The 25,618-nt window shown below is 64.8% G+C and carries 18 protein-coding genes; 8 read left to right on the plus strand and 10 right to left on the minus strand.

All coding sequences use genetic code 11. The features are described 5' to 3' along the window. Nucleotides 1-3 precede the first annotated feature (3 nt). Together FIV42_RS23500 and FIV42_RS23505 are read left to right on the plus strand one after the other, a co-directional pair. On the plus strand, nucleotides 4-2,397 hold the full coding sequence (locus FIV42_RS23500) for a glutamine--tRNA ligase/YqeY domain fusion protein (protein ID WP_141200054.1): 2,394 nt from the start codon (nucleotides 4-6) through the stop codon (nucleotides 2,395-2,397). Nucleotides 2,398-2,948: 551 nt separating this feature from the next. Then, on the plus strand, nucleotides 2,949-3,983 hold the full coding sequence (locus FIV42_RS23505; protein WP_141200055.1) for a S66 peptidase family protein: 1,035 nt from the start codon (nucleotides 2,949-2,951) through the stop codon (nucleotides 3,981-3,983). A gap of 480 nt (nucleotides 3,984-4,463) precedes the next feature. Here the strand turns inward: FIV42_RS23505 and FIV42_RS23510 are convergent, their stop codons facing one another. Both FIV42_RS23510 and FIV42_RS23515 read right to left on the minus strand, forming a co-directional pair. Further along, nucleotides 4,464-5,555: a GNAT family N-acetyltransferase gene (locus FIV42_RS23510; RefSeq protein ID WP_141200056.1), complete on the minus strand. Its 1,092-nt coding sequence runs from the start codon at nucleotides 5,553-5,555 to the stop codon at nucleotides 4,464-4,466. Nucleotides 5,556-6,058: 503 nt separating this feature from the next. Beyond that, on the minus strand, nucleotides 6,059-6,499 hold the full coding sequence (locus FIV42_RS23515; protein ID WP_168210889.1) for a CBS domain-containing protein: 441 nt from the start codon (nucleotides 6,497-6,499) through the stop codon (nucleotides 6,059-6,061). Between the two features lie 162 nt (nucleotides 6,500-6,661). On the opposite strand from FIV42_RS23515, the gene FIV42_RS23520 reads away from it, so the two are divergent. Continuing rightward, on the plus strand, nucleotides 6,662-7,831 hold the full coding sequence (locus tag FIV42_RS23520) for a M20 metallopeptidase family protein (protein ID WP_141200058.1): 1,170 nt from the start codon (nucleotides 6,662-6,664) through the stop codon (nucleotides 7,829-7,831). 3 nt (nucleotides 7,832-7,834) lie between these two features. Next, nucleotides 7,835-8,974, plus strand: a complete 1,140-nt coding sequence (locus FIV42_RS23525; RefSeq protein ID WP_141200059.1) for a carboxylate-amine ligase — start codon at nucleotides 7,835-7,837, stop codon at nucleotides 8,972-8,974. A gap of 83 nt (nucleotides 8,975-9,057) precedes the next feature. Here the strand turns inward: FIV42_RS23525 and FIV42_RS23530 are convergent, their stop codons facing one another. After that, nucleotides 9,058-10,386, minus strand: a complete 1,329-nt coding sequence (locus FIV42_RS23530; RefSeq protein ID WP_141200060.1) for a monooxygenase — start codon at nucleotides 10,384-10,386, stop codon at nucleotides 9,058-9,060. Between the two features lie 264 nt (nucleotides 10,387-10,650). Between FIV42_RS23530 and FIV42_RS23535 the strand changes: the two genes are divergently transcribed. After that, entirely contained in the window at nucleotides 10,651-11,694 is a 1,044-nt protein-coding gene (locus tag FIV42_RS23535) for a Glu/Leu/Phe/Val dehydrogenase family protein (protein WP_168210890.1), read from the plus strand. Nucleotides 11,695-11,747: 53 nt separating this feature from the next. Here the strand turns inward: FIV42_RS23535 and FIV42_RS23540 are convergent, their stop codons facing one another. From FIV42_RS23540 to FIV42_RS23565, 6 genes are all read right to left on the minus strand, one after another. Next, nucleotides 11,748-12,707 (minus strand): hypothetical protein, encoded by a 960-nt coding sequence (locus tag FIV42_RS23540; protein WP_141200062.1) that lies wholly within the window; start codon nucleotides 12,705-12,707, stop codon nucleotides 11,748-11,750. A gap of 143 nt (nucleotides 12,708-12,850) precedes the next feature. Continuing rightward, nucleotides 12,851-15,136 (minus strand): CDC48 family AAA ATPase, encoded by a 2,286-nt coding sequence (locus tag FIV42_RS23545; RefSeq protein WP_141200063.1) that lies wholly within the window; start codon nucleotides 15,134-15,136, stop codon nucleotides 12,851-12,853. Between the two features lie 352 nt (nucleotides 15,137-15,488). Further along, nucleotides 15,489-15,965 (minus strand): M23 family metallopeptidase, encoded by a 477-nt coding sequence (locus FIV42_RS30345; protein WP_168210891.1) that lies wholly within the window; start codon nucleotides 15,963-15,965, stop codon nucleotides 15,489-15,491. Between the two features lie 339 nt (nucleotides 15,966-16,304). Further along, nucleotides 16,305-17,426, minus strand: a complete 1,122-nt coding sequence (locus FIV42_RS23555) for a hypothetical protein (RefSeq protein ID WP_141200065.1) — start codon at nucleotides 17,424-17,426, stop codon at nucleotides 16,305-16,307. Between the two features lie 149 nt (nucleotides 17,427-17,575). Beyond that, nucleotides 17,576-18,421: an SEC-C domain-containing protein gene (locus tag FIV42_RS23560; RefSeq protein ID WP_141200066.1), complete on the minus strand. Its 846-nt coding sequence runs from the start codon at nucleotides 18,419-18,421 to the stop codon at nucleotides 17,576-17,578. 17 nt (nucleotides 18,422-18,438) lie between these two features. After that, the gene (locus tag FIV42_RS23565) at nucleotides 18,439-18,963 is read right to left on the minus strand and encodes a hypothetical protein (protein WP_141200067.1); all 525 of its coding nucleotides are present in this window, start codon (nucleotides 18,961-18,963) and stop codon (nucleotides 18,439-18,441) included. 186 nt (nucleotides 18,964-19,149) lie between these two features. Between FIV42_RS23565 and FIV42_RS23570 the strand changes: the two genes are divergently transcribed. From FIV42_RS23570 to FIV42_RS23580, 3 genes are all read left to right on the plus strand, one after another. Then, nucleotides 19,150-20,319, plus strand: coding sequence for an isopenicillin N synthase family dioxygenase (locus FIV42_RS23570; protein ID WP_141200068.1), 1,170 nt, complete (start codon nucleotides 19,150-19,152; stop codon nucleotides 20,317-20,319). 130 nt (nucleotides 20,320-20,449) lie between these two features. Next, nucleotides 20,450-21,256, plus strand: coding sequence for an endonuclease/exonuclease/phosphatase family protein (locus FIV42_RS23575; protein ID WP_141200069.1), 807 nt, complete (start codon nucleotides 20,450-20,452; stop codon nucleotides 21,254-21,256). A gap of 252 nt (nucleotides 21,257-21,508) precedes the next feature. Then, nucleotides 21,509-22,537: a porin family protein gene (locus FIV42_RS23580; protein ID WP_141200070.1), complete on the plus strand. Its 1,029-nt coding sequence runs from the start codon at nucleotides 21,509-21,511 to the stop codon at nucleotides 22,535-22,537. 158 nt (nucleotides 22,538-22,695) lie between these two features. On the opposite strand, the gene FIV42_RS23585 is transcribed toward FIV42_RS23580, so the two are convergent. Beyond that, nucleotides 22,696-25,554 (minus strand): winged helix-turn-helix domain-containing protein, encoded by a 2,859-nt coding sequence (locus FIV42_RS23585; protein ID WP_141200071.1) that lies wholly within the window; start codon nucleotides 25,552-25,554, stop codon nucleotides 22,696-22,698. Nucleotides 25,555-25,618 lie beyond the last annotated feature (64 nt).

The raw sequence follows: 25,618 nt of genomic DNA on the forward strand, positions 1-25,618 counted from the left end.
GTCGTGTCCGACGACAAAACCAAGAACGAGTCCGAAGCAACACGCTCGAATTTCATTCGCGATATCATCGACGAGGATCTCGAGAGCGGAAAGCACGATTTCATCGTCACTCGCTTCCCGCCCGAGCCCAACGGCTACCTGCATATCGGCCACGCCAAGTCGATCTTGCTCAACTTCGGCATCGCCCAGGACTACGAAGGTCGGTGTCACTTGCGCTTCGACGACACCAACCCCTTGGCCGAGGACACCGAGTACGTCGAGTCTATTAAGCAAGACGTCGCCTGGCTCGGCTGCGACTGGGGCGAGCACCTGTACTTCGCCTCGGACTACTTCGAGCGCATGTACGACCTGGCCGTCCAGCTCATCAAAGACGGCAAGGCCTACGTCGACAGCCTGAGCACCGAGGAGATCCGCGAGTACCGCGGCACCCTGGGCGAGCCGGGCAAGCCGAGCCCGTACCGCGACCGCTCCGTCGAGGAGAACCTCGACCTGTTCGAGCGCATGCGCGCCGGCGAGTTCGAAGACGGCGAGCACGTGCTGCGCGCCAAGATCGACATGGCCAACCCGAACATGTTGATGCGCGACCCGCTCTTGTACCGCATCCGCCACGCCACCCACCACCGCACGGGCGACGACTGGTGCATCTATCCGATGTACGACTACGCCCACTGCCTCGAGGACGCCTTCGAGGGCGTGACCCACTCGCTGTGCACGCTCGAATTCGAGAATAACCGCGAGCTGTACGACTGGGTCATCGAGGCGACCGAGGTCGAGTGTCAGCCGCGCCAGATCGAGTTCGCGCGCCTGAACCTCAACTATACGGTGATGAGCAAGCGCAAGCTTCGCCGGCTGGTCGAAGCGGGCCACGTGAGCGGCTGGGACGACCCGCGCCTGCCCACGATCTCGGCGCTTCGCCGCCGCGGTGTGCCGCCCGGGGCGATTCACCAGTTCATCGACATGGTCGGCGTGGCCCGCGCCAACAGCGTGGTCGACGTGCAGATGCTCGAGTACGCCATCCGCGACCACCTGAACATGCGCGCCCCGCGCGTCATGGCGGTGCTCGACCCGCTCAAGGTCACCATCACGAATTACCCCGAGGGCCAGACCGAGTGGCTGCCCGCCGACTACTACCCGCACGACGTCCCCAAAGAGGGCACGCGCGAGGTGCCGTTCGGCCGCGAGCTGTACATCGACCGCAGCGACTTCATGGAGAACCCGCCCAAGAGCTTCTGGCGCCTGGGCCCGGGCCGCGAAGTGCGGCTTCGCTACGGCTACTTCATCACCTGCGACGAGGTCGTCAAAGATGACGACGGCCAGATCGTCGAGCTTCTCTGCTCGTACGACCCGGAGACCAAAGGCGGCGACGCCCCCGACGGTCGCAACCCGAAGGGCACCATCCACTGGGTCAGCGCCGAGCACTCGCTGCCCGCCGAGGTGCGCGTGTACGACCGCCTCTTCAGCATCGACCTGCCCGAGAGCGACCCCGACCGCGACTACACCGAGTTCCTCAACCCGAAGTCGCTGGTGGTCATCCAGAACGCACGCGTCGAACCGAGCCTCAAAGACGACGACGCCGGCACGCGCTACCAGTTCGAGCGCGAGGGCTATTTCTGGCAGGACCCCGAGGATTCCTCGCCCGACAAGCTCGTCTACAACCGCATCGTGGCGCTTCGCGACACCTGGGCCAAAAAGGAGGCCCAGATGAAGAAGGAGCAGGAGAAGAAGCGTCAGGAAAAGGCCAAGAAGGAAGTCGAGAAGGCCAAAAAAGAGAAGAAGTCGAGCCAGAAGGACCGCCGCCCGAGCAAGCGCCCGGCCTCGTACTACCGCGACAAGGCCCGCGAGGAGAACCCCGAGCTGGCCGCGCGATTGGAGCGCTACCAGGACGAGTACGACCTGCAGTACGACGACGCCGACTTGCTGTCCGGCGAACTCGCCCTGGCCGAATTCTACGAGGCGGCCATCGAGACCTACGACAAGCTGCAGACCGTGGCGTCGTGGCTCGTCAACGAGATGCTCCCCGAGCTCGGCGAGCGCGAGATCGAGTCGGTGAGCGACATCGACGTCGAGCCGGCCGAGGTCGCCAAGCTGATCGAGGCGTTCGACAACGAGCGCATCACCAACCAGATCAGCCGCGAAGTCTTCGGCAAGATGCTCGAGACGGGCAAAGACCCCGAGACGATCATCGACGAAGAGGGCCTCGAGCGCATCACCGACACCAGCGAGCTCGAAGGGCTCGTCGAAGGCGTCATCGCCGACAACCCCGACGAGGTCGAGCGCTACCGCGGCGGCAAGAAGGCGCTGTTGGGCTTCTTCATCGGCCAAGTCATGCAGGCCTCGAAGGGCACCGCCGACCCGCAGATCGCGCGTCAGATCATCCAGCAGAAGCTGGAGGAGTGAAACCGGTGCGGGGGCATCTCGCCCTCGTGGAAATCGGTGCGGGGGCATCGTGCCCTCGTGGAAATCGGTGCGGGGGCATCGTGCCCTCGTGGAAATCGGTGCGGGGGCATCTCGCCCTCGTGGAAATCGGTGCGGGGGCATCGTGCCCTCGTGGAAATCGGTGCGGGGGCATCTTGCCCTCGTGATGTCGTGTTTCGGGGGCCTTGCAGTAGAGTAGCGCCATCTATTTGGGGCGCGCTGAACAACGCGCGATAAAGATTTAGGGGCTGCGAGTCGTGACCACGTCGCGATACGCAGCCCCTAAATTTTTGCGCCCGCAAGGCCCGGGCGTTCGACTCGACCGACCCCCCTCAACAACCCACGCGCAGCGGTTGCTTGCTGCCCGCGGAGCGCCTCGCCGGTGCAGCCCCAATGGCTTGCCTTGGGGTAAACCGTGCGATCCCTGAACTCCGCCCCACTATGGTTGTCGTGATTGGCGCTCGATATGGAGCCATGCTATTCCAACCCACCGACAATTCCAAAGTGCAGACACAGTGGGGCAGAGACGAACGATGGCTAAAGAACAGCAACCCCCAAACCCGGTGGCCAAAACAATCATCCGCCCGCCACGCCTCTCCACAGGCGCGACGCTCGGCGTCATCGCCACCTCGTCGCCCATCGACGAGGCGGGCGATGCGCTCGTCGAGCGCGGCTATGCTCGGTTGAGAGACAAGGGCTTCGAGGTCGTCGAAGCGCCCAATTGTCGAACCCACCGCGGCCACGCCGCCGGCACCATCCAGGCGCGCGTCGACGCGCTGCACGCGTTTTTCGCCGATCCCGACATCGACGGCATCATCTCGTTTTGGGGCGGGATGCAGACTCACCAACTGCTCGAATACCTCGACTGGGAGCTTATCGCAGCCCACCCCAAGCCGCTGGTGGGCTACAGCGACCTCACCGCGTTGACGAGCGCGATTACCCACATGACGGGTCTGATCACGTTTTCGGGCCCGGCGGTCATCACCTTCGCCAAGCCCACGCTCTTCGATTACTCGTGGCGCTGCTTCGAGCAGGTGTTGATGCAAGGCGGCGACACGCTCGCCTACGAGCCGTCGCCCATCTTCAGCGACAATCCGTGGTACGAGCGTGACGACAACCAGATGATCGAGCAGCCAGCGCCCGGCTGGCGCTGCTACCGCGAGGGCCAAGCCTCGGGCCCGATCGTCGGAGGCAACCTCGGCACGCTGCTCCTGCTCGCCGGCACACCGTACTGGCCCGATATGCAAGGGCGTATCTTCTTCGTCGAAGAAGACGAGGTCGAAAGCTCGTCGACCCTCGACCGCATGTTCACCCAGGCCCGCCAGATGGGCGTCTTCGACCAGATCTCGGGCATGGTCGTCGGCCGACTCGCCTCGTGCGTCGAACTCTCCGAAGACGACTCCCTCGAGATGATCTTGGACGACGCTCTTCTGGGCTACGACTTCCCCGTCATGCTCGACGTCGACTTCGGCCACACCGACCCGCTGCTGACATTTCCGCTGGGCGTGCAGTGTCGTATGAACGCCGGGCAGGGAACGCTCGAGTTGGTCGAGCCGTGGGTTACATAGTCGCCGTGCGGCCCGGGCGTTCGAGCCATTCCGTGACCCTGACCTTGGCCGTGGCCGTGACCCGCCGTTTGTGCTGCTAGGCGAACAAAAAGAGCCCACCGCTCCGGTCGAGCATACGCGCCAACACGCGGCGGGTTGCCGCGTCGGCCGCTTTGCCCGGGAACGACGGGTCGCGGTCGCGGTCACGGTCACGGGTTCGAACCGCCGCGCTTGGGCCGGGCTGAGCGCGCAATCACAATGGGGGCGCCGAACACGTCCGCCTGGCCCCGGGCGCTCGAATCAATCAACACCCCTCAACAACCCACGCGCAGCGGCTGCTTGCTGCCCGCGGAGCGCCTCGCCGGTGCAGCCCCAACGGCTTGCCTTGGGGTAAACCTGCCAAGAGTGGCGTGTCGGTTCTCGCCGCGTGGCGCCGGCGCTCCCGCTGGGGCGCCAAACGTGTGTTGCGGCTTGGGCGTGCAAGGGTTGCCCTAAGGGCCACTAGCCGAGCCATTTAACCATCTGCAAACACGGGTTGCGCTCGTCCCATAGCGTCGGGAACTCTTCGAGGGGCTCGAAGCCGACGGCGCGATAGAATTCGCGCGTGCGGGCGTACTCCGGTGACGGGTGCGCTTCGCTCAAAGTCTTGACCTGCAAGAACCGAACGCCTCGGTCGCGAAGGTGCGCCTCGGCGGCCTCGACGAGTGCGCGGCCGACGCCGCGCCGGTGATGTGACTCCGCAACTCCCATCACGATAATCTCCGCGGCGGCCGCGCTGTGTTGCTCGACGCTCAGAAACCCAACGATCTCGCCCCTTGAGCGGGCGAGGAAGGTGGGAAGCTCGGCGATCTGCTCGACGTACTCGACGATAGCTTCCTCGATGCCGAACCAAGCCGGAAGCTCTCGCAGGATCCGTTCGCAGGCGTCGATGTGGTCCGGGTCGTCGGCAAGATTGAGCTTGATGCGCGAATCCAGTGCAGCACTAAGACAGGCCCGCAGCCTGGCGAAGTTCGACTTCAGCCACGCCTTCTGGCTCTTCAAACCCTCGACGAGCGGAATGTCCTCGCTCAGCCGTGTCCAACGCACCTCGAAGTCGTGCCCATCGGCTCGCCGGACCCATGGGGCGGCGCGTTGGACAGGCTCGACGAAGAGCACGAAGTGGCGTCGGATACGGTGGGCGAGGGCGGCTACAGGGACGTCGCCTTCGGTGGCCGAAATCACCTCCGGCGGCGTGGTGTTGTAGTCGAGAATCTCCTCGCGGATACGCGCGGCTTCGCGGGCTTGGTCGTGGGCGAGGACTTTGACGTGGTGCCCGCGCCGGAACGTGATGCCGTCGCTGGCGACCGTCTCGAGCATCACCGCAAGATCCGGCCCCAACTCGCTTAGCTGCTCGCAGAGCACGACGCCGCGGCTCGCCACCTCGAGTCCCGTCTCTTCCCACACTTCGCGCTTCGCAGCCGCAATCGGCGTCTCGCCGGGCTCGACGGTGCCCGCGGGCAGTTGCAGTCCGGCGGTTGGGTGCCCGAAGACGAGCAGGTGATGCGGCTCGTCGGCGGTGACGACGAAGGCGGTGACTTTGACGAGTTCGTTCATGTTGTCTCACTCGTTGGGCCTGAGGGCGGCCTTGCTGGGCGTGGCGTTGCGCATTGTAATCATAAACGTCGCTGCGCGAAACGCAGGTCGGGGCGCGCCCGCTCCCGCGGCGCCGGCGCTCCGCTCTGCGAAGCTTCTGGCGCGCAAAAACTCGTCAGCCGGTGAATTCGTGGTCGTTTGAAAATGAAACACCCGTCAATTGGCCGATTTGTGCTCGTTTCAAAATCAAACACGCACGATTTCGCCGATTTGTACTCGTTTGGCGGCCAAGGAGGCGCAAATCGGCGACCTCACGGCTTTTTGCGCGCAGGAAGCTACGCGGTGGCGAATTCGTGGCAGTTTCATTTTCAAACGACCACAAATCGCAGGATTCGTGGCAGTTTCATTTTCAAACGACCACAAATCGGCAAACTCGTGACTATTTCAAATGCAGACGACCACGAGGCGGCGAATTCGTGGCCGTTTCAAACGCAAACGACCACAAATCGGCGAAAACACGGGAGCTATGGCCGGGGCCGATGCGTGCGCGGCTCTTGCCGGCTCAAAAGCTCGCCGATGGTCGAGAACTCCTCGGCGAGCAGGTCGAGGACGTCGTCGAGGGCCAGGAGGCCGACCAATTTGTCTTGGTCGTCGACGACGATCACGCGGCGTACGCGGCGCGACTTCATGTGGTCGAGGGCGCGCTCGATGGGCGTCGCCTCGCGCACCGTCTCCGGGTTGCTCGTCATAATCTCGTCGACGAAGGTGCGCTCGGGGGCGCGGCCGGCGGCGACCACGCGGGTGGCCAAGTCGCGGTCGGTGAGCATGCCCACCGGGTGTTGCTCGCCGTCGATGACCACCAGCGTGCCCACCCGCTCGGTGCGCATGCGCTCGGCGGCGTCTTGGGCGGTCTCGTCGGGGTTGGCGAAGACGACTTCTCGAATGCAGACCTTGCCTACGGACATATGAGCTCCTGCGCGTTCGCGGTTTCGTGAGGGCGAGCGATGCCCTATGTGCGCGTCATCCCTCAACATTGTGACGAGTCTGTCGGTGTTCAACCGTGCGCTCGTGTCCACGTTTGGCCCACGGGGGAGTGATCGGTTCTTATAACCCACGGGCGGTACACCATGGCTCGATTGATGCAGTCCGACGAGATCTTTCCGCACATGGTCGACATTCGGCGTGCGATTCACCGGCACCCCGAGTTGGCCTTCGAGGAAGTCCAGACAGCGCAGACCATCATCGCCGAGCTCGAGCGGCTGGGGATTCCCTACGAGTACGGTGGCAAGGGCAGCGGTGTGGTGGGGCGGATTCAGAAGGGCGAGCAGTACCCGACGGTGGGGCTTCGCGCCGAGATGGACGCGCTGCCGGCCCAGGAGAGTACGGGGCTTCCGTTCGCCTCCGAAATCGACGGGCGCATGCACGCCTGTGGGCACGACGCGCACACCGCCATGGTGCTCGGCGCGGCGGCGCTGCTGGCCGAGCAGCCGCCCGACGGCAACGCCGTGTTCGTCTTCCAGCCCGCCGAGGAGCGCGGCGGCGGCTCGCGGGTGGTGATCAATTCGGGGCTCATCGACGACCTCGACGCCATCTTCGCCGGCCACGTCACCCGCAAATACCTCGTCGGCGAGATCATGGTCGGCGACGGGGTAATCACCGCGCAGTCGGACAAGTTCGCCATCGAAGTCAAAGGGCAGGGCGGCCACGGCGCGCGCCCCCACGAGGGCATCGACGCGGTGACCATCGCCGGCGGCATCATCAACGCGGTGCAGACGATGGTCTCGCGCGAGCTCAACCCGGTGCACCCGTCGGTCATCACCATCGGGCGGGTCGTGGCTGGCAGCGCGCCCAACGTGATCGCCGAGCGAGCCACCCTCGAGGGCTCGATTCGCACCACCTCGCCGCCCATCCGCGAGCATATCCACAAGGGCCTTCGGCGCATGGCCAACGCCTTCTCCGAGCTGCACGGGGCCAAGATCAGCGTCGACATCGTCGGCGGCTACCCGCAGGTCGTGAACACCAAGCGCGAGGCCGACATCGCCCGGCGCGCGGTGCGCACGGTCGTCGGCCCCGAGCACCTGCACGATATGGAGCATCCGAGCATGGGCTCGGAGGACTTCTCGTTCTTTCTCCAAAAGTTTCCCGGCGCCTACGTGCGCCTGGGCGCTCGAAGCGAAGGCGAGGACCATATCCCGCTGCACAGCCCGTCGTTCACCATCAACGAGGAGGTGCTCAAGGTGGGAGCGGCGTTTTACGACGAGGTCGTCCGCGAAGCGATCTTCGAGCTGAGCAACTAGGCGATGTTGGAGTTTCAGCCGTCAAAGCCGCTGACCGTGGGCATGGAGCTCGAGTTCCAGCTCCTCAACGCCCGGAGCTTCGAGCTCGCCGACGGGATCTTGCCCTTGTTGGAGGACTATCCCGACTCCGACAACGTCCAGCCCGAGTTCATCCAGGAGACCGTCGAGGTCGTCTCCGACCCGTGTGAGGACATCGCCGAGCTCGAGGCGCATATGCGTGCGCTGGTCGCCGACGTCGACGAGCATGCGGCAGGCCTGGGCATGCGCATGTGTGGTGCGGGCACGCACCCCTTCTCGACGCGCTTCGCCGCGATCACGCCGAAGCCGCGCTACCTCGAAATCGAGGACCGCTCCGGCTACCTGTCGCACACGCGCATCACCTACGCCACCCACGTGCATATCGGCGTGCCCGACGCCGACGAGATGGTCCGGCTCACCGGCGAATTAGTCCCCTACTTGCCGATGCTCATCGCCCTGTCGGCCAACTCGCCGTTCTGGCATGGGTGTCAGACCGGGTTCGCCTCGTATCGTCAGCGCGCCCTGGCGGCGACGGGAAGCTACGGCAATCCACCCAACTTCGACGACTGGGCCGACTTCCAGCGCTTCTTCAAGGCCGCCAAAAACGCCGAGATGTGCCGGGAGGTCGAGGACTTGCACTGGGATGTGCGTCCTCAGCCAGGCTTCGGCACTGTGGAGGTGCGCACGATGGACGCGGTGACGACGGTCTCCGAGGCGGTCGCGTTGGCGGCTCTGATTCGGTCGCTGGTGGCGTACCTGCGGGAGACGCCGGCTCACGAGCGGCCGCCGGGCCTGCCGAGGCGCCTGCCGGACTGGGCCGAGCGCGAGAATCACTTTCGTGCCTCCCACGAAGCGCTCGGCGCTCGTCGCATTGCGAACGCCCATGGCGAGTCGATGCGCATCGACGAGACGACCGAGCGCTTGCTCGAGGTGCTGGAGCCTGTGGCTGCGGGGTTGGGTGAGTCGCACTACCTCGACGGTGTGCGCGGCACGCTCGCGCAGGGGCCGGGGAGCGCGCGCCAGTTGCAGGTGCACGAAGAGACCGGCTCGCTCGAGCAGGTCGTGCGCGCGCAGGTCGAGCACTTGCGGGCCGATCTCGATCGTTCGATGCGGGCGCGTCTCTGATAATTGGTGCGAGGGCATCTTACCCTCGTCTGCGAGAGCTGGAAGCACTCGCACCGAAAGACGAAAGTCCTCCCTGCTTGCACTTAGTTACACGGGCTGTCCATCGGCGGCGAGATATACATGAAGTTAAAGCACATCTCGTCGCCGGTGCCCTCGCCGAAGTAGACCGAGTGGTCGTTGGGGTTGTCGTACTTGCACCGCGTCCGCAGCTTGTCGCCCGGTGAGAGCTGCGCTGGAGTGTCGTAGATGAGTTGCGCCTCGAAGGACCAGCCGGTTAGGTCGATGAGCGTCTCTTCGGTGCCGTCGGCGCGCTCGATGATCGTCTCGAACTCGGTGCCGATTTCGTGCATATGCGGCCAGCTCGCCCGGATGTAGACGTCGCGTTTGACTTCGCACGAGTCGGCGGTCTGTCCCTCGGAGTTCGGCCGCACGTAGATATACGGCGAGCCCACGGACGCGAGCCCGTATTCGGTCCCCTCGGTCGGCCCGTGATAGACGCGAAAGCCGCTCGAATCGCGCACGCCCTCGACGCCCGCGCCGTTGTTGTAGTGAATCTGGAGCACGAATTTGTCGTCGGGTCCGATGCGCACACCCCCGTCCTCGAATTCGATCGGCGCCTGACCGGGCGCCCACACGTACACGTAGCCGTCGCCGGGCGGGAAGCCTCCGCAGCGGAACGAGTCGCGGGTCTCGTCGCTGTCGCGGTCGATGCTCACCAGCAGGTGGTGGACGACGCGCTCGTCGTCGATGACCGGCTCGAAGCGACGCATGAACCGGTCGGCGTCGACCGGGGCGTCGATGACGAAACATTCGTAGTGATCGAGAGTATCGAGCCCGATCTCGAAGGCATTGGCGGTGACGTCGAAGTGGTCGGCGTCTGAAGGCGGGTCCTCCGGAGCCGTCCACACCGGCGCGGAGGCCTGCAGGCCTTGGCTGTGGTCGGGGTGCTGTTGGCCGCAGGTGGTCCACTCGACCAGCGTATCGAGGTCGGTGTGCGGAAGCCGCGCGCTCGTGGGCGGCGGCATCGTCCCGTCGAGCAGCCGCTCGGCCATCCGGTCGACCTTGCGCTCGCCGGGCTCACCGGCCAAGAGCGCGTCGTAGTCGAGGAGCGAGTAGGGAGCGCCGAATTGCGGCTCCTCGCCGTGACACGTGCTGCAATAGGTCTCCACGAGCGGCTTGGAGTGGCGTTGCCACGCCTCGAAGCTCGGCTCGCAGTTGGCCGGATCCCAACCGTCGGGCCCCGCATCTACCGTCGGGGTGGCGTCCTCGTCGGCCGTGTCGGCGCTCACGTCTGCGCTCGAAGCCGCGTCGTCAGCCAAGCCGGTGTCGGTCGCCCCTTCGGAGTTTTCCTCTTCACAGCCGGCGGTGATGCACAACAGCGAAATCAACAGCCAATAGCGAGCGCGGGTCATTTCTCTCCTCTGGTCTCTGGAATGCGCACAGAGTAGCCGTTCGATGAGCGGGCTTCAATCGTGCTCGGAGACCTTTACGCCGCCCCTTTGCGTCGAAGTTATCAAAATGACGCAAACCCGCTAAATCCTTGACGCATCGCGTCATCGGATTGATCCAAAAGTGCCCTTGCGAAGCCTATGGGTGCCGACTATATGTGCATCAGTTGTAGGAAAAAAACGCGTGCCGTGAATACGGCGCATAATCGTAACAAGTGGAGAAGAAATATGGATTTGTTCGAGTATGCAACGGAGCTCGAGTACGGCGAGCTACATCTCAAGACCAATCCCAAGACCGGCCTTCGCGCCATCGTCGCTCTGCACAACCTGCAGAACGGCCCGGCCATCGGCGGGTGTCGCTTCATCGAGTACGATTCGACCGACGCCGCGCTCAACGACGTGATGCGTCTGGCCCGCGGAATGACCTACAAGGCCGCGATCACCAAGCTGCCGCACGGCGGCGGCAAGTCGGTGATCATCCGTCCGCCGAACCTGACCGAAGAGCAGCGCACGGCGATCTTCGAAGAGTTCGGCGAGTTCGTCGAGAGCCTGGGCGGCAAGTACATCACCGCCGAGGACAGCGGCACGCGCGTGGCCGACATGGACCTGATCAGCCAGAAGACCGACCACGTGCTGGGCACCAGCGCCGACGCCGGCGGCTCGGGCGACCCCTCGCCGGTGACGGCGCGCGGCGTGCGCCATGGCCTCGAGGCAGCCGTCAAATACAAGTACGGCCGCGACGACGTCGACGGGCTGCGCATCGCCGTTCAGGGTGTAGGCAACGTCGGCTGGTACCTGGCCAGCGAGCTGCACGAGCTGGGCGCCGAGCTGATCGTGACCGATATCAACGAAGAGGCCGTCCAGCGCTGCGTCGACGAGCTCGACGCCACCGCCGTCGCCCCCGACGAAATCTTCGGCGTCGACTGCGACATCTTCGCCCCGTGCGCGCTGGGCGCGATTATCAACGACGAGACGCTGCCGCAGCTCAAGTGCGACATCATCGCCGGCGCTGCCAACAACCAGCTCGCCGAAGAGCGCCACGGCGAGTTGCTTCGCCAGAAGGGCATTCTGTACGCCCCCGATTACGCCATCAACGCCGGCGGCCTCATCCACGTCGCCGCCGACTACGCCGGCAAAGACAGCGACTGGGCGCGCACCGAGACCGAGCGCATCTTCGATACGATGATCGAGATCTTCGAGCGCGCCGACGCCGACGAGCTTCCCACCGGTGTGGTCGCCGACCGCATCGTCGAGGAGAGCCTGTTCGGCTAAGTTGGAGGCAGCGCTTCTAGCGCTGGTTTGCCGCCAAAAAACCGCAGCGGATCTTACACGATCCGCTGCGGTTTTTTTCGTGCTCGAAAGACTCCGAACAACAGAACGCCGAGCAGGGCGAGTGCAGGTGTCTTGCTTCTGCCATTTACGCCCGCGACCGAACACGCCTCGTCATTCGATGAGCCTCCGCTCGAACCCTGTCCGGGCGCCGAGCCTCCACATTCGGGCAGGTCGGCGAAGAGATTCTCGAGGTCGACGTCGTCGGGCTGCGTCAGCAAACACCTGTCTGCCTCACAGCTTTCGGCGGATTCGCCGCGCTCGCCATTTTGGCCCACCGGGGTCACGCTCACGCAACCGACCGGAAAATCGACGCGCATTTCGCGCGTCACCTGTGCGCCGTCGCTCTCGGAGAGGCCCGGGACCACGGCGAAGCGCTGCGACTCCCCTCCATCCTCCATGCCGAGTTCGACCTCGTACCACAACGGAGCGTCGCCCTCTTTGGCCGGCTCGATGACCAGCCGCGTGGCGTTGTTGTAAGACTCGCACTGACCCATGACTCCGGGCGCGAAGGTGACCGTGTCCCATTCGGCGATTGTCGGCTTGGCGAGCGTGGCCGCGTCACCGTTTTCGACTTGGAAGCTCGTGCCGATGGTCTCGGCGTCGCCACCTTGAAAGGGATAGGACGCAAAGAAATCGTAGGCCGTCGGACTCAACGGCTGGGCGGGGCGGTAAATGGCGAGCCAGCTGAATAAGTTGGGGCGCGCCAGAACCTCGCTCTCGAGGCTGACTTCGCCGCCGGCGCGGTCGGTCAGCGACACCTCGGCTTCGCTCGACGGCTTCATGCCACCGCCGATGACCAGGATCTCGACTGACGGCAGGACGCGGTCGCCATTGAGCGGTACGACGGCCTGCGGTGTGGTGCCGGCGGGGTCGCAGGCGTGGGCTTGTTGGGGGAGAGCCATGGCGGCCGTGGAGCAGATAGCCGCCGCGCAAAGCAAAAGTTTCGAAGTCATATCGGGCAGTACCGTCAGATTGCGGAGTCACGTTCACACCGCGTAGCCTACTCGATCGCCCCCGGAACACAAAAAGCCCCGGTCGCTGAGGGCGACCGGGGCTCTTGTCGTGTCTATTGGGCCAAATCACACGCGACTACACGTTACTCCTCACTCGCTCCGGTCGAGAACCCGAGCTGGCGACGCCCGCCGGGGTTCTCTTGCTTGAGCTTGTCGTGCATCTGCTCGTACTCGCTCTCCATCTCGGGGGTGACCGAGGGATGCGACTGTTCGAGCGCCTGCTCGAAGACGTCCATGGAGACCTTGTCGGCCTCCAAGTTGGCGCGAAGCGCGTTGAGGCCGGCGCGACGCACGAGGTTTTCGAGGTCGGCGCCGGTGAACCCCTGGGTGCGCGAGGCGAGCGCCGCCAGGTCGACGTCGTCGGCCAGCGGCATCTTCTCGGTGTGAATCTGCAAGATCTTGAGGCGGCCTTCTTCCTCGGGTACTGGCACGTAGACCACCTCGTCGAAGCGTCCCGGGCGCAGCAACGCCGGGTCGAGCAGGGTGGGGCGGTTGGTGGCGCCGACGACGACCACGCCGTCCATGCCCTCGAGGCCGTCCATCTCGGCCAGCAGCGTGTTGACCACGCGCTCGGTGACCGCCGGCTCGCCCAAGCCGCCGCCGCGCTGCGGGGCGAGCGAGTCGATCTCGTCGATGAAGATAACTGTGGGCGCGACCTGCCGGGCGCGGTTGAAGAGCCGGGCAATCTGCTGCTCGGACTCGCCGTACCACTTGGAGAGCAGGTCGGAGGACTTCGTCGACACGAAGTTCGCCTCCGCCTCGCGGGCGACGGCCTTGGCCATCAGGGTCTTACCCGTGCCCGGAGGTCCATAGAGCAAGAACCCCTTGGCCGGTCGAATGCCCACGCGGCGGAACGCCTCGGGCTGCTGCAGCGGCAACTCGATGCCCTCGCGAAGCTGCTGCTTGGCCTGGTCGAGGCCGCCGATATCGTCCCAGTGGACGTCGGGCACCTGGATCATGATCTCGCGAAGCGCCGACGGCTGGATGCGCCGCAGGGCGTCGTGGAAGTCTTCGTTGGTCACGAAGAGGTTCTCGAGCACCTCGGGGGCGAGCTCCTCCTCGTCGAGATCGATGTTGGGCAGGTTTCGCCGGAGCGCCTCGATGGCCGCCTCGCGCGCCAGGGCGGCGAGGTCGGCGCCCACAAAGCCGTAGGTCTTGTGGGAGAGCTCGTCGACGTTGACGTCCTCGTCGAGCGGCATGCCACGGGTGTGGATATTGAGGATCTGGTTGCGACCCTCCTGATCGGGCACGCCGATGACGATCTCGCGGTCGAAGCGCCCGGGGCGCCTCAGCGCCTCGTCGACGGCGTCGGGACGGTTGGTCGCCGCCACGACGACCACGTTCTGGCGCGGCTCGAGGCCGTCCATCAGGGTCAGAAGCTGGGCGACTACGCGTCGTTCCGTCTCGCCGGTGACCTGCTCGCGCTTGGGCGCGATCGAGTCGATCTCGTCGAAGAAGATGACCGCCGGCGAATTATTCTGGGCCTCCTCGAAGATTTCGCGAAGCCGCTCCTCGGACTCACCGTAATAGCGCCCCATAATTTCGGGCCCGGCGATATGGTAGAACGCCGCGTCCGACTCGTTGGCCACGGCGCGCGCGAGCAGCGTCTTACCGGTGCCAGGCGGGCCGTGAAGCAGCACGCCCTTGGGGGGATCGATGCCGAGGCGCTGGAAGAGCGCGGGCTGCTTGAGGGGCAGCTCGATCATCTCGCGCACTTGCCCGATGGCGTCGCCCAGGCCGCCGATATCGTCGTAAGTGACGTCGACGCGGTGCGACTCTTCCGGCTCGACGTACTCCGGGCTGAGCTCGATCTCGGTGTCCTGAGTCACCCGCACGATGCCGCGCGGCTTCGTCGAGATGACTTGCAGGCGAATCTCTTGAAGGCCGAACGCACGCTGCTGGAAGAAACGGCGGAACACTTCGTCGGGAAACTGGCTCTGGTTCATGCCCGGCTCACGCCGGTAGACCGACGTCGAGACGACATCTCCGGCGACCAGCGGTCGCTCGAGAAGGGTGCGAAGCAAGGCTTGGCCGCTTCCCTGCAAGCGCAGGTTCTCCTGCGCAGGTCCCAGAACGACCTTTTTGGCGGGCTTTGTCTCCGCCGCGCCCACCTGGACGCGGTCGCCCATGCTCACTCCGGCGTTGGCGCGAATCAAGCCGTCGAGCCGGATGATGGGGAGGCCTTCGTCTTCGGGATACGGAGGCAGCGCGATAGCCGCCGTGGTGCGTTGGCCGTGTATCTCGATCACGTCGCCCTGGCGGATGCCGAGCTCCTCAATGACATTCTTGTTGATGCGGGCCGTGCCCTTGCCGACGTCTCGCTCGTTGGCGCCGGCAACTTGAAGTCGCAAGCTATCTTCTTCAGTCATATCTCCAATCCGCTACTGAATTGAGTTGAAACGCGCGTATGATTTGGCCGCAATAATCATCGGCACGCGCGTGCGGATGTCCAGTTTGGAGCTAAGGGAGACTAAGGGGGACTAAGGGAGACTAAGGGAGACTAAGGGGGACTAAGGGAGACTAAGGGGGACTAAGGGGGACTAAGGGAGACTAAGGGGGACTAAGGGAGACTAAGGGAGGCTAAGGGGGGCAGAAACCAAAAAGGGTCACCAGCTCCGCTAGTAACCCTTAGTCACTCTAAGTAACCCTAAGTAACCCTTAGTTCCCCTTAGTTCCCCTTAGTTCCCCTAAGTAACCCTAAGTAACCCTAAGTAACCCTTATCACTCAATCCAACACGCCGGACCGGCATCTTTGTCCGGTCCGTCGACACCACCGGTGGCGTCTTCGGGGGTATACGAAGCCATCTGGGGCTCTTCAGTCGGACGCGTGCAGTTCGATGAGGTGATCTGCTGGCCGGTCGACGGGTCGCCGTGCTCGGCGAAGTTTGCCTCGACCGACGAGCACCACCACGAATCGCAGGTTTTCTGGATTTGGAAGTGCAGGTGCGGGCCGCAGGTCCAGCCCGACATGCCCACGCGGCCGATGAAGTCGCCGGTGCGCACGCGGTCGCCGACTTCGAGCGGCGAGGAGTTCGCCTCGAGGTGCAAGAAGAGCGCCTCGGTGCCGTCCTGGAAGGACAAGATGACGTAATTGGCGTCGTAGGCGTACGACGAGTCGCACCCGTAGCGCGTCGAGTCTTGGCGCACGGCGCGCACGATGCCGTCGGCCGGAGCGATCAACGCCGTGCCCACGGGCATGGCGAAATCCCAACTCCAGGTGCCCTTGCCGATATGACTCCCCGTATTGTGCGATTGGGAAACCGGATAGGCTTCTCCGCACGCCCAGGGGGCTCGCAGCGAGGGGGCTGCCGATGCTGGCGCCGCTCCGAGGAGCAGGCACGCCAAAATCAACAACGAGGTGGTGGCGACGGACGCGGTTCGAGGAAGGCGGTACATCAACGGCGTTGTACGGCTAAGACTGCGTTTAGAACGCCGGATTCTCCAGAGAACCCAAGACGTTAGGTGGACGTTGCCCACCATACGACGCCAACGGGTTGCTGTACAGTATTATTTTAAAATTACAGCGATATCAGACAGTTAGCGCTCGGAGGGGCGTGCGGCGGTGCGCTCGGTGGGGGTGGGCTGGCAGTCGATGCTGACCGAGGTGCTCGAGCGCAGATCGGTGCCGTCGATGCGTACGGCGCTGGGGTGGAGGCCTGCATCCTCGTCACAGCGGAAGGTGCGCTCGTAGGTGATCGTATCGCTCTTGTCGAAGGTCCACGATCGGCCGGTACTAGCGGTGACGTACACGCTATCAGCGACCTCTTCGACCTGCGCGCTGGCAAAGTCGATATGGGCGCTGGCGCTGGCGCCCTCGACGGGGCCGCTGGTGCGTACGAGCGCGGTGGCCGAGCGCGAGGCGTCGTCCGAAAGGCGGGTCTGGTACTCGCAGCTAAGCGAGGCGCCCGATTCGAGGACATAGCCGGGCAACTCGACGCCGCAGTCGATCTGGGCGGCCACGCCGTCGCTGGTCATGTCGACGACTTCGTCGATGACCGCGTTGGACGGGGTCAGGTTGTCGATGGTGATCGTGCCGGTCACCCGCCATCCGCTGTCGGTGCCCGAGTCGCGTGATACCTCCACGCGATACGTCGACACGCCTTGTTCGTCCTTGGACAGACGCCACTGGGAAGGCTCGACGGTCTCCCGAATGTCCCACTCGTACACACGGGTCAACGCCGGGTTGGCGTCCTTGTTGACGGTCAGCTCGAGGTCGTAACAGAAGGTGACTTTGGTGAGTTCGGATGTGTCGCCGACTTCGTGACGCTCGAAGAAGCGCTCCGAGTCGAAGCGACGAATTTTCGTCTCGGCGCGGCTGTGCAGCAACACGGCGTCGACGCCCAGGTCGGAACTCCAATGCAGTTGGGTGGGGGCTTTGGCGGTGGAAGCGACCAGCTTGGCCGAGCCGACATGCGTGGTCGCCTCGGAGTCGGGACTCATAGCGAGCTCGACGCTATGCCATTTGTATTGGTCGCCCGACACGTCTTGGCAACTCGGCCGGTCTCGGGCCGGCGCGCCCGGTGAGCCTTCGAGCGCAGTCGAGATCGAGATCCCGAGCGAGTCGATGCCCGCGCTTGCAGCGAGCCACACGCTCCCGGCGATCAGTGTGAGGCCGACCGCCGCCAACCAGCCGCGTCGATTCGTTCCAACGGCGTCCATAATCCCCCTCGCGACCAACACGCCATCGGCGGCGCTCTCCCCCGAGCGCCGTGTGTGCCGTGTTCGTACAGTCTCCTACATGGTTCCCTTTGGAAACTAGACGGATTCGGCGCTGTGACAAGAGGCGCGGCGGCCTTACGAAGGCCTATTTATCGGTTGTCTTCAGCCCAGTGGCACCGCTTGTACTTTTTGCCGCTGCCGCACCAGCACGGGTCATTGCGTCCGATGTCGCGCGCGTTTTTGACGGTCGCGCTGTCGTCGGGTGCTTTCTTTTTGGCGAGCTTGTCGAGCACTTCTTCGGAGCGGGTGCGAAGCGACTTGAGGTCTTCGACGACACGGTGCTCTTCCTCGGTCAACTCGCCGCCGAGCGCTTCGATGGACTCGGCGAGCGTGATGATCGGCCGGCGGTACTTCGGGTCGCCGGCGGCGGCGACGATGTAGCGGTCGAGGGCGACCTCGAGCGCGTCGATGGCGGTGGGGTCGCCGTAGTTGGCGAGCAATTCGGCGCCGGGCACCGGGTTTTTGACAAAATACTTGAGCAGGACCTGCAGGATCTTCTCGTGGCGCACTGGCAGCCCGCTGAAGACGTAGGCGAGGTCTTCGAGGAACGGGTCGTCCCACGAGTCGAGTTTTCGCAGGCCCGGTTTGATGGCGTCTTGGCCGAAGGCGCGGATGCTGTCGGTGATGGCGTCGTCGAGGATGGCGTCGGGGTCGACCTCGCGAAGCACGTCGAAGAGGGGGCTGAGCGCCTCTTCGTCGCGCAATTCGCCCAAGATCTCGGCGGCGTAGATCGGCGCGAACCCTTCGCCCGGGGCTTGATCGTCCCACAGGCGCTTGTCCTGCACGATCGCAACGAGCCGCGGGGTGGCCGCCTCGCCAAGTTCGACGATGCGACGCCGCGACTCGTGGTCGAGCGACTCTCCGTGCTCGAAGAGGGCGTTGATGCGCGCCTCGATTTCTTCGTCTGTGTAGGTGCTGCTTTTGTTTTCACTCATGGCGCGCGAACTCTACATCACGTGCGCCCCGGATTGAAAGAGGGCGAATCGCTGGCTGGAAACGATTCGACGCTGGCCTCGTGGACGACCTCGTCGTCGTCGATGTTCTCGTACTCTTGGTCGCGCTCGTTCTGCATCTTCGAGCGGATCTCTTTGAGCTTGTCGATCGTCTCGTTGAGCACCTCGACGGTTTCGTCGTGGGTGCCCTCCATGCGCTTGATCTGGGCGCGCAGCTCGCGGTGACTCTTGTCACCCTCCGAATGCCCGTCGAGAGCGTCCTGGTCGAGGGTCGACTCGCCGTTTCCTTTCTGGGCGGCGATCACGCGCTCGTGGCGCGAGATATGCTGCTCGTGGCGGTGGATCTGGCCGAGCTGCTCGTCGATCTCGGCGTTGTGGTCGAGAAGGGCGGCCTGCAGCTTGGAGAGCTTGGCGAGCACGCGCTGGTGCTCGGCGCGCCAACGGTGCAGCTTGTCGAGCCACTCGGCGTGTTCCTTCTGGGCGTGCAAGTGCTGCTTCTGCATCGACTCTTCTTTGGATGGCATGGAAATCCTCCTGGGTACGGCGAATTTGGGTTTACGCGAATCCGTTGGGAATGTGTGTGCGGGGCGGGTCGAGTCAAATTTGGGTGACGATTCGCTCGCCCTTCTTGATCTCCTCGGTCCATCGGCGATAATCGCGCCCCGAGACCATGTCCGTAGCCACCTGCCGTTGTCCTGGAGTTGCCAACGATGTCCGAGAGCACTCACGAAATTCCCGTCGTCGACCTCAATGACTTGACCAGCCCGCAGTCCGACGTGCGCGCCGAGGCGGCCGCCGCCGTGCGCCGCGCTTTCGGTCATTACGGGCTTATTTACATCCGCAACCACGGGGTCGACATCGACCTCCTGGAGAAGTTCTACGACGCCTTCTTGGAGTTCACGTCGCGCTCCGAGGACGACAAGCAGAAGATGTCGACGCCCGATATCTGGTACCAGCGCGGTTGGACGCCTCCGAACACCGAGAAAGCGGTCGTCGCCGGTGGCCAGCCCGACTTCAAGGAGTGCTTCTTCATCACTCCGTACGAGCCGGCCGACGAGCTGAAGCAGCAGTATCCCGAGATCTACGCCTCCAATATCTGGCCGGAGAACGCCGACGAGTTCGAGGGCAGCTACACCGAGCTGAGCCGCCAACTCCAACAGGTCGGCGTCAACCTGCTGCGCGGCTGCGCGCTGGCGCTCGGCCTGGCCCCGCAGCAATTCGAGGCCGCGGTCGACGGTGGCCCGCACGTCACCCGCGCGCTGCGCTATATCCCGCTCGACGACGAGCAGGTCGACACCGACATCCTGTGGGGCGAAGAGCACACCGACTTCAACTTCCTGACGATCCTCCCGGGCGGACGCTTCCTCGACCCGAGCGGTGAGCGTTGCAGCAAGCCCGACCCCGACGCCGGGCTCTACCTGCGCACTCGCCCCAACGAGGAGCACCCCAACGGCAAGCTCGTCCAGGGCCAAACCCCCGAGGGCTGCATCGTCGCTCAGGTCGGCCAGCAGCTCGAGATCGTGACCGGCGGCGAGTTCATCGCCACGCCGCACGTCATCGAGGCGCCCAAGCAGCCGGGCTATTCGCGCGTGGCCATGGCCCACTTCGTCCACCTGCACGCTCACGAGCAGCTCTTCCCCCTCGAGCCGTTCCGCACCGACGAGAGCGTGCGCGCCTATGGTCCGCCCAAGATGGTCGGCACCTACAACCTCAAGACGCTCATCGACATCGGGTTGGCCCCCAAAGAGGCGTTCGACCGCCTCGGCTACACCCAATACGAGCGCCTCGACAAGATCCGCCAAGAAGAAAAAGGCGGACAAGAAGAGATGGGCGGACAAGAAGAAAAAGGCGGACAAGAAGCCGGCGAACCGGCCGAATGACCGAGTCGGTGCGGGGGCATCTTGCCCTCGTCGCGCCCCACAGCCCTCGCACCGATTTCTTAGATCCTTTCCCGCGCGTCCTCGTTTGTACCGTCGAGTCCCCTGACCGCTTCGACCGACGAGGATATCGATGTTCCATCCCCGACTCTTTTCGCTTCTGACGTTTCTGCTCGCGACTTCGCTCTCGGCGAGTTGCTCGACGCCCAAGCCGCGCAGCGAACCGGCCCCCAACCAACCCCACGTGCGGGTGATGAGCTACAACGTCAACTACGGGCTGGCCGGCGATCCGGCAGCGATCGAGGCGATTCGGCGCGGCGGCACCGACGTGGTCTTTTTGCAGGAGACGACGCCCGCTTGGGAGACCAAGCTTCGCGAGGAGCTGGCTGCCGACTACCCCTACATGCATTTTCGGCATTGTTGCGGCGCGGGCGGTTTGGCCGTGCTGTCGAAGCATCCCCTTCGCCTCGCCGACTACATGCAGGCGCCGCGGGGCGGCTGGTTTCCGGGGTGGCGTGTGGTCGTCGACTCGCCCATCGGCGAGTTGCAGGTGCTCAACGTGCACCTGCGCCCGCCGGTCAGCGACACCGGCAGCGTCGTGTCGGGCTACTTCTCGACGGGTGATATCCGCCGGCGCCAAATCGAGACCTTTTGGGAGAAGGTCGACCCCGAAATGCCCACATTGGTCGTGGGTGACTTCAACGAAGACACCGATGGCGACGCCCTCGAATTCTTGGCCACTCGGGGGCTCGAGAGCGCGCTACCCGAGTTCGAGCCGTCGGCTCAGACCTGGCGTTGGCCCACGAGCGTCGGCCAGATCGACAGCAGGCTCGACCACGTCGTCTACGACGAGCGGCTGCGCCCGCTCGACGCGCGCGTGCTGCAGGCGGGGCGCTCCGACCACTTACCCGTGGTCGCGACGTTCGTGCTCGGCGATTGAGCCGTATCGAGTTTCAATAACCCTCCCGAAGTATCCATCTTCGGTGCTCGGCGGCAACGTGGCGCTGTTTCCATTCTTTGCACCACCTGCCAAACAACTTGAAACATCTGGAGGGGCGGCCGCCCAAAGCTGCTGCCCTAAAGCCCCAGACCCCCGGCACGGCACCTGCAATTGCAAGAACGTGACGCCGCACCTGTGGTTCGCCACGTGGCGGCGCCCTACGTTCCAATCCCTCAGTGCAGGACCATTGCCATGCAGTATTCAGCAAGCTATGTAGGCGCGGCGATGCTTACCGCGCTCGTACTCGGCGCCGGCCAGGCCAGCGCCGCCACACTGGTCGAGAACGAAGAGCTCGAGCTCGATCTCATCGGCCTCGGGGAAGTCGGGCTCGTCCACCACGAGTCCCACGAGACGCATGCCTCGGCGAACGCCAATCAGGTCAACGTCAACCTGGCCAGGCTCGCCGGAAAGGCGCGCTGGGTCGACCTGGGCGGGCTGATTGGCCAGGTCGAGGCGCGCTCGGGCGAGGCGCAGTTGCTCGACGCCGCGGTCTATCTGCAGCCGGTCGACGTGTTCCGTCTCAAGGCGGGTCGCTTCAAGGTGCCGGTGTCGGCCGAAGTGCTCGTGCCGGCTTCGGCGATGCTCTTCTCGAAGCGCGCCGCGCTCGTCGAGCTAGCGCCGGGTCGGCTCAACGGCGCCGAGGTCACGCTCAGTCCGCATCTGGGCGACACTGCAGTCGAACTGCGCACCGCGCTCTTCATCCCCGAGACGCCGGAAGGCGACGTCGCCCCGGGCGCGCTCGCCGTCGGCCGCCTCGCCGTCGAAGGGCCGGCGCATACCTGGCTGCACCTCGGGTTTGCCGAGCACGTCTTCGCCGCGAACGAAGCCAATCGCGAGCCCGGCGCCGAGACCCCGCGCCCCTTCGAGTACGAGCGTCAGCTCGACGCCGCGATAATGTTCCACACCGAGCCCTGGAAGCTCCACCTCGAGGGCTTGTACGTGTTCGACGGACCCGAAGAGACGAAGCCGTATGGCGCGGTCGCCAGCGCCGCGTACGACTTTCACGTGGGCGAGCGCATCTTGGAGCCGGCGGTCGCCTACGACTTCCTCGACCGGGGCGAAGAGGTGCTCCACCGCGGCACCGCGGCGCTCAACACCTACTGGCACTCGACCGACCTGATGACGACGGTCGAGTACGAGTTCGAGACGGAGAGCGGCCACGGCGAGGAGACGGGGGGGCCGGAGCACACCTTTTCGGTGCTGCTGCAGGCGGGGTTTTAGTGGGGTGACACCGAAGTGAGATTCAACCTTTCGGCGAGGATAGCGCCGCCAGATTCGGATGCGAACCCCGCAGGCGATGCAGCGCATCGTCGAGGAGTGAGCGCCGAAGCTGGTGGTGCTAGTTCGGCGAAGGTGAATCGAATCTCGGTGTCACACCACTAGACGGACTTCGCCACGACGACCGGCATGCTGATGCTGTAGCCCACGCCGCGCTCGAGGTGGATGACCGACTTGCTCGCATCGTCGAGGTCGAGTTCTTGGCGTAGGTTGCCGATGGTGACGTAGACGTTGTTGTGGCTCGACTGCGGGTTGAAGGGGCGGTCCCAGACCGCCTCGAAGAGCTCGTCGACCGCCACTGGGGGAGCGTCTGGAGCGCGCTTGGCCAAGAAGGAGAGCGCCGAAAACGCGACCGTGTCGTTGCCGAGTTCGATGCGCCGGCCGTCGATGAAGACCGCCCCGAGGGACTCGTCGACGAGCATCGCGCCCTCGACGCGCCACTTTTGGATGATGTCGAGCCAACTCTCGAGTGTCTCGGCCAACGCGGGAGCCATGTCGGTGCGGCGCCGGTCGAGCAGCTTCTCCCAGAAGCCGAGCTGCTGCAGGACGATCATCGGCGACAGCCTCCGCCAGAACTCGAGCATTTCGGCGTGCCAGCGCAGCATGTCGGCGCGCGGGTCTGCCCGGACGGCGTGGTGTAGAAGGCCGCGCAGAAAGCCGAACAGGCTGCCTTCGAGGTCGAGCTCCTCGCACAAGAGCAGTTCGCGCCGACTGCCCACCAGATCGCCGGCCCACAGCTTCTGCCATCCGCGGTAGAGCGGGGCGAGCTCGCTGCAGCCGACGATGCCCGAATTGTTCGAGATGGGACCTGCCTCGCCGGCCACCGTGTGCTCCCATCGCTCCATCCACGCCCCCATTGTCTCGGCGGCCGCGTGGCCCAGGCTGCGCGGGAAGAGCGTCGGGGGGCCGCCGACCTCGATGACGTCGTCGCACATATCCCACTCGCCGAAATCACCACTGAGCCACAAGGCGTCGATGATCAGCCCGGCGATGTCTCGCATGCGCTGCTCGGCCAGACGCGCGGCGTCGAGGGCGCTCAGAAGCTCGCGCGCCTTCGAGAACTCGCCGCTGTCGAGGAGCAGCGGCAGATAGTGGCGCAGCAGCCGGCGCAGCGCCTGCAGGTTGCCGCGCGACAGGTGCGCGTGCACCGACTTGTGAAGCCTATCGAGCGCTGCGGCCGCGTCGCCCTGATGGATGGCGTGCAGTGCCTCGGCGAAGTTCAGTTCGGCGCCGAAATACGACCAATCGGAGGGCGCCGGCGTCATGGTCAGCTCGGCTCGGGGCGGCGGCTCGTCCTCGGCGAGCAACAGCGCGATGATATGCTCCTCGAGGTCGACCAACTGCAGGTTGCGGGTGTCGCGTAACCGCTCGTACTCGGGCCGCACGGTTTGCAGCTCGGCGCGTGCATTTTCGTACTCGCCCAGCTCCAAATAGAGCGTCGCCAAGATATGGCGTGCTTCTACATAGGCGAGCTCGAAGCCCAGGTCGCGCAGCGTGTCGCAGGCGTCGTTCACCAAGTCGATGCCCGCGTCGCGCTCGTCGGTCAGCGCCAGGCTCATGCCGCGCATCGTGCGCAGCATGTGCAGGTCGCGCACAGCCTCGTTCGCGCGAGCTGCATGGATGCCGTCACCCGCCACATCGATCGCCCGGCGAAACATGCCGCGCGTGGTCAAAATCCTGGCGAGCACCAGCCGAGCGACCGCGTCGAGCGGCTCGCCGGGCTCGATACGCTCGTCGAGGAACGTCTCGAGCGCCTCGATGGCCGCGTCGGCGTCTCCCCCGAGGGCGGCGAACATCTGCGTCCACAAAAAGGCGCGCTTGCCGGCGTCGGTGTGCTTCATGCGCACGAGCCCGTCCAACAAACGGTCGGCCTCGTCGCTACGCCCCGCCGCGGTCAGGCATTGGCCGAGCCGCAGGCGCGCAGCCGGCATGGCTTGCTGCAGCCGCGACGGAATCTGCTCGAGCGCTGCCAGCGCCGCGGGCAGGCGTGTCGGTGTGAGCAGCGTGCGAAAGTGCGCGTCCAAACTCGCCATTACCTCTTTGAGAAAGGTGCGCTCGGCTTCCGACGGATCTTCGAGCGCCCGGCTCGCCCGGGCGAATACGTCGAGCGTCGCCTGGAGCAGCGCCGGGTCGACCGTGCCGCAGTCTGTCTCGCGGTCGGCCGCGCAGAACACGTCCCAGATGCATTCCAGGAGTTCCATCCACTGCTCGCCGGTCGGCTCGAGCATGTCTGTGAGCGCAGCTTTCAGCGGCGGGGCGACAGTGACCGATCCGATATGCTCGTAGAGCAGTCCGACCTCCAGCGCAGGGAGGAGCGCGTCGCGGTCGAAGTGCGACCAGACGACGGCGGAGTCGAGCGGGCAGGGCAGGTGGGCCAGCGGCGCGAGCGCGCGTTTGCTCTCGTCGGTCAGGCCTTCGAGCAGGTCACGGCAGAGGGCGGCGAGGACTGTTGATGAATCCTGTTGGGGGACAAAGGGCGGGCATTCGATGACGTCGAGGCGCAACACCTGGGCGGTGCGCAGATAGGTGCGGGGCGCGGCGCAGGCGACGAAGCCGCAGGAGAGTCCGTCCCGAAGCACGCGCTCGGCTCCTAGGCGGCGAAGCTCGGCGGGCATCCACTGCCAGCCGTCGATGACCACGAAGATGTCGTCTCGGTGCTCAGCGTAAATGTCGCACCAGCGCTGCCAAGTTGTCTCGAGGTCTGCTGCTTCGACGCCGAGGTTTGTAGCATCCGGCAAGGCCTCGAAGAGCTTCGTCGCCCACGCCTCGGTGGAGGTGTCGGGGTAGAGCGAGACAATTTCGACGTTGTGCGCGGTGTCTAACCCGTCGGTAGCTCGTCGCAGATGAGCAGTTTTGCCGCAGCCCTCGAACCCGTATAGCCAGAACGCGCGCCGGTCTCGAAGGCATGCGCGCAGGTCGGTCTCCCCAGGCGAAAGCGGTGGCTCTAACGGTCGCTTCATAAGACGGTTTCACCTTAAAACAACGCAAAATCGTATTGTTTACAGTTACCGTCATTGGCCAAGA

This window comes from Persicimonas caeni (assembly GCF_006517175.1).
Taxonomy (GTDB): domain Bacteria; phylum Myxococcota_A; class Bradymonadia; order Bradymonadales; family Bradymonadaceae; genus Persicimonas; species Persicimonas caeni.